Source organism: Arthrobacter sp. SPT-J7 (assembly GCF_059089965.1).
In genome coordinates this window covers 1-2,977 of record NZ_JBNHFF010000313.1, presented here as the reverse complement: position 1 = coordinate 2,977, position 2,977 = coordinate 1, and the positions used below count along the sequence as shown (strand labels likewise).

General features: G+C 64.6%; 3 protein-coding genes and 1 pseudogene. All 4 read right to left on the bottom strand.

Translation table 11 applies throughout. The features are described from left to right. A pseudogene (locus AC5RWX_RS31895) lies at nucleotides 1–367 on the bottom strand (protein translocase subunit SecD); the annotation flags it as partial. A 102-nt stretch (nucleotides 368–469) separates the two neighbouring features. Then, on the bottom strand, nucleotides 470–865 hold the full coding sequence (gene yajC, locus AC5RWX_RS31890; RefSeq protein WP_494100189.1) for a preprotein translocase subunit YajC: 396 nt from the start codon (nucleotides 863–865) through the stop codon (nucleotides 470–472). A 239-nt stretch (nucleotides 866–1,104) separates the two neighbouring features. Then, nucleotides 1,105–2,193 carry a Holliday junction branch migration DNA helicase RuvB gene (ruvB, locus tag AC5RWX_RS31885; protein WP_494100188.1) on the bottom strand — a complete coding sequence of 363 codons (1,089 nt, stop codon included), beginning with the start codon at nucleotides 2,191–2,193 and terminating at the stop codon, nucleotides 1,105–1,107. After that, nucleotides 2,186–2,830 (bottom strand): Holliday junction branch migration protein RuvA, encoded by a 645-nt coding sequence (gene ruvA / locus AC5RWX_RS31880; protein ID WP_494100187.1) that lies wholly within the window; start codon nucleotides 2,828–2,830, stop codon nucleotides 2,186–2,188. The genes ruvB and ruvA overlap by 8 nt, the downstream gene beginning before the upstream one ends. Nucleotides 2,831–2,977: the final 147 nt, after the last annotated feature.

The window sequence follows — 2,977 nt, the reverse complement described above, 5'->3', positions numbered from 1 at the left end:
AATTCATGTCAGCGGAGGCCTGGATGAGGTCGCGCGTCTGGCTTGAGGGTGTGCCGGGAAGGCTGACCACCACATTGCGCCCCGACTGGGTGCTGATCTCAGCTTCAGCGACGCCGGAACCGTCGACGCGCTGGCGGATGATTGCCACAGCCTGGTTGAGCTGTTCTTCGTTAATGTCCGAACCGCCCTCTACCTTCGGCGCCAGAATCATCTGGGTGCCGCCTTCGAGGTCCAGCGCCAGCTTTGGCGCCCAGCTCGCCTGCCCGGCCATGGTGCCGCCGGCAAGGACAGCAGTCAGCACGGCGAGGATTACGCCGAGCCAGACCAGGACCCTGAGGCCCGGTTTCTTAAGGCCAGTTCGTGCCATTGTTGATCTTTCTCTTATTCACGGAGGAACCGCCGGTGCATGCTTGGCGCTGGCACCGGCGGTGATCCGCAGCCGTAGAGGTGGTGTTAAGAACCAGCGGGACTAGTTGTCCTTCTTGCCCTCGTCGTTGAGCCGCTTCAGGGTCTCGTCCGGTGTCTCCGCTGACGCGGACTGGGTGCCGGTTTCCTGGGCGGTCAGGGATGAAGCGTCATCCGGCACGGCGGGGGAATCGGCCTCCGGCGCTGCTGCCGGCTCCACGATCTTGGTAACGGCCTGGCGGTGGATAGTGGCCAGGTTGCCCGGCGAAAGTTCCAGCGTCACCTTGTTCTCCTCGTCGTCCATGTCGACGATGCGGCCGTACAGGCCAAAGCTGGTCATCACCTCAACACCCGGGGCAAACTGTGACTGCAGCGCCGCCTGCTGCTGCTGTGTCTTCTTGTTGCGGCGGAACATCATGAAAATGAAGACGCCGAGCATCACGAACAGCAGGATCGACATGATGTCAATGCCGCCGCCGGGCTGCGTAGTAGTGGTCTGGGCAGTGATATGTCCGAACACGGGGAAGTTCCATTCTGTACTTGCGTAGTGCCTATTGAGGGCGCCGTCCGCTTTGAACGTGTGTCTGGCGGGAATTACGCCATCCGTCCACGGGCGGCTGGTGATGCTGCCTGCGGGAACAAAGACCCGAACGTGCCGAGCGTCATACCAGTCTAAAGGGAAAAGCTGAAGGGAGCCTGTTATTGGCTTTGCGGGGCCCAGTCTTCCTGGCCGTCGGCGTCATCACCGGCCGTTTCGAACAGGTCCAGCGGCTCCTGCCCGAAGACGCCGGCAGGGATGACGTAGCCAAGGTGCGTCCAGGCGGGGGCCATGGCGATCCGGCCCCGTGGAGTGCGGCCCAGGAACCCCTCGCGGACAAGGAAGGGTTCGGCGACTGTTTCCACGGTTTCAGTTTCTTCCCCGACGGCGATGGCCAAGGTGGACAGCCCGACAGGGCCGCCGCCGAACTTGGTGATCAGCGCCTCCAGGACTGACCGGTCCAGCCTGTCGAGTCCCTTTTTGTCCACTTCATACATGTCCAGTGCAGCCGACGCCGCCCGCGCGTCGATCTGTTCGATGCCGTGGACCAGTGCCCAGTCGCGTACCCGCCGCAGCAACCTGTTGGCGATACGGGGTGTGCCGCGCGAACGTCCGGCGATTTCGCTGAAGCCGGCGGAATTGACTTTGAGGTCCAGCAGTCCAGCGGAGCGCCGCAGCACAAGCTCAAGCTCGGAAACGGAATAGAACTCCAGATGCCCGGTGAAGCCGAAGCGGTCGCGCAGCGGCCCAGGCAGGAGGCCGGCACGCGTCGTAGCGCCGACGAGGGTGAACGGCGGGAGTTCGAGCGGAATTGCGGTAGCGCCGGCTCCCTTGCCCACCACAATGTCCACGCGGAAATCCTCCATGGCCATGTAGAGCATTTCTTCCGCCGGCCGGGACATCCGGTGGATCTCGTCCAAAAACAGGACTTCGCCCTCCGACAGGGACGAAAGGATGGCCGCCAGGTCTCCGGCGTGCTGGATGGCGGGGCCGCTGCTGATCCGCAGCGGGGCGTTCATCTCGGACGCAACAATCATGGCCAGCGTAGTCTTGCCAAGGCCCGGCGGACCGGAAAACAGCACGTGGTCCGCGCTCCGTCCGCGCATGCGGGAGGCCTGCAGCACCAGGGAGAGCTGCTTGCGGACCCGGTGCTGGCCCACGAAGTCGTGCAGGTTCTTGGGCCGGAGCGCGGCCTCGATGGCGCGCTCCTCCGGCTCCTCCCCTGCCGCCACCACTGACGGTTCAGCCACGGCTGCCTACGCGGTTTCCGGCACGGGCCCCGTCCTGGCCCAGCCAGCGGAGGGTGGTCCGCAGGATTTCCGGTACGTTGCCGCGGAACGAGACCTCAGGCTCATCGGCCAATGCCTTGTCGATGCTTGCTGACGCGTCCTTTTCGGACCAACCGAGGCTGGTCATGGCCGCGACAACCTGTGGCTTCCAGGCAGCCTCTGCAGCCGTGGGTGCGCTGGACGCCCCGGCAGTGCCGTGCGGAACCAGCTTTCCTGCGAGTTCCAGGACGATGCGGCCCGCGACCTTCGGTCCAATGCCGGGCACCTTGGTGAAGGTTTTGCTGTCCCCGGTGTGTGCCGCCACCCGGATAGCTTCCGGGTCATGGACGGCGAGAACCGCCAGGGCCAGCCGCGGACCCACCCCGCTGACACTGAGCAGGACATCGAAAACCTCACGCTCGTCGTCGGACGCGAAACCGAAGAGGGTCAGCGAATCCTCCCGGACGATCAGGGAGGTAAAAAGCTGGCCCTCCTCGCCCGTGCGGAGCCGGCTGAGGGTCTGCGGGGTGGCATTGACGCTCATGCCGGCGCCGTTGAGGTCGATGACGGCCGTGGACAGGCCAACGTGCGCCACGGTTCCGCGAAGGAAACTGATCAAGGGCCTGGCTCCTGAGTACTGCCGGGCTCCAGGAATTGGACCGGCTATCCGAACATATCTACGAACACCCTAGCAAGCAGCCAGGACAATCAGCGTGCGCGCCGCACCTTCGCTTCGGCGTCAGCCCATGCTCTTTGGGCGGGCGTG

What these genes read in the sequence shown, in the direction of transcription:
- yajC (WP_494100189.1), bottom strand. Translation starts at nt 865, where the DNA reads ATGTCGATCCTGCTGTTCGTGATGCTCGGCGTCTTCATTTTCATGATG.